Annotated in this window: 1 protein-coding gene; it reads right to left on the reverse strand. The window is 44.6% G+C overall.

The window, feature by feature from the left end; translation table 11 throughout:
• Positions 1-182 precede the first annotated feature (182 nt).
• Positions 183-995 carry a dihydroneopterin aldolase gene (gene folB, locus HMPREF2701_RS04295; RefSeq protein ID WP_061590025.1) on the reverse strand — a complete coding sequence of 271 codons (813 nt, stop codon included), beginning with the start codon at positions 993-995 and terminating at the stop codon, positions 183-185.
• Between the last annotated feature and the right edge of the window lie 98 nt (positions 996-1,093).

A 1,093-nucleotide genomic window follows, 5' to 3' on the forward strand; every position in this document is an offset into this window, starting at 1 on the left:
TTTGAGGTTGTGGATAGAACTGACGAAGTCAGCTCAAAACATCGTTTTGAGGTTGCAGATGAAACTGACGAAGTCAGTAACCATACCTACGGTAAGGCGACGCTGACGTGGTTTGAAGAGATTTTCGAAGAGTATAAAAACTCTAGCCTTCAGTTGCAAGTGACTGAAAACTAGAGTTTTTTCTATTTTTTCAAAGCATTATACAAGTTGCGGATCGGTTGCTTTAATGTCGGATGGATAAAATGAGGCGCAATTTCCTGTAAGGACTCAAGAACAAAAAGGCGTTCCGCTATGTAAGGATGAGGCAAAATAAGGTCGTCTGTATAAATGACCTGGTCCTCCACAAAGAGCAAGTCCAAATCAATCAAACGAGGCCCCCAATATACCTCTCTCACCCGTCCCATCTCTGACTCAATGGCTAACAAGGTCTCTAACAAGACTGGTGCTGGTAGCCAGGTTTCCACCTCAACCACTTGATTAGCAAAGCTATCCTGCTCTACTCCACCCCAAGGCTCCGTCGCTAAGACACCGGACTCTTTGAGAATATGGATGCCACGAGCTCGCAGTTTGTCAATGGCTCGCTCCAAGTTTGCTTGCTTATCTCCCATATTGCTTCCCAGGGCGATAAAAGCCCGTTGCTTGCGGCGATGGATGGTCACTGAGCAAGTATCTAGCGGCAAATGCACTGGCGCCCAAGGTTTTTTCAGTTCCAGCTTGATTTCTTGGACAAGAGGATAGGCCTCAAAGGTACGTTCTACCAGTTTGTAGGCTACCGTTTCAATCAAGTCCTCAGTTGTTTCCTGAAACCAAGTCGTCCACTGCTGACACAGTTCTCCATAATGGACAGAAGCCGTTAAATCCAAATCTGTCGCCGCCTTGGTCATATCATAGGATAGGATTGCGGAAATAACAAACTTCTGCCCCAATTCTTTCTCACTAGGAAAAAGACCATGATAGGCAAAAATTTCCAAATCCTTAATCTGCAGTTGATCCATAATGATTCCTTTCTAGAAAAATCCGCTCAAAGCGGATTCTTTTTTATACTCAATGAAAATCAAAGTGCAAACTAGGAAGCTAGCCACAGGCTGCTCAA

Source organism: Streptococcus sp. HMSC077D04 (assembly GCF_001808785.1).
Lineage (GTDB): Bacteria > Bacillota > Bacilli > Lactobacillales > Streptococcaceae > Streptococcus > Streptococcus mitis_BX.

Bases quoted from the DNA above. Each gene is read 5' to 3' on its own strand.
- folB (WP_061590025.1), bottom strand. From the start codon at position 995: ATGGATCAACTGCAGATTAAGGATTTGGAAATTTTTGCCTATCATGGT.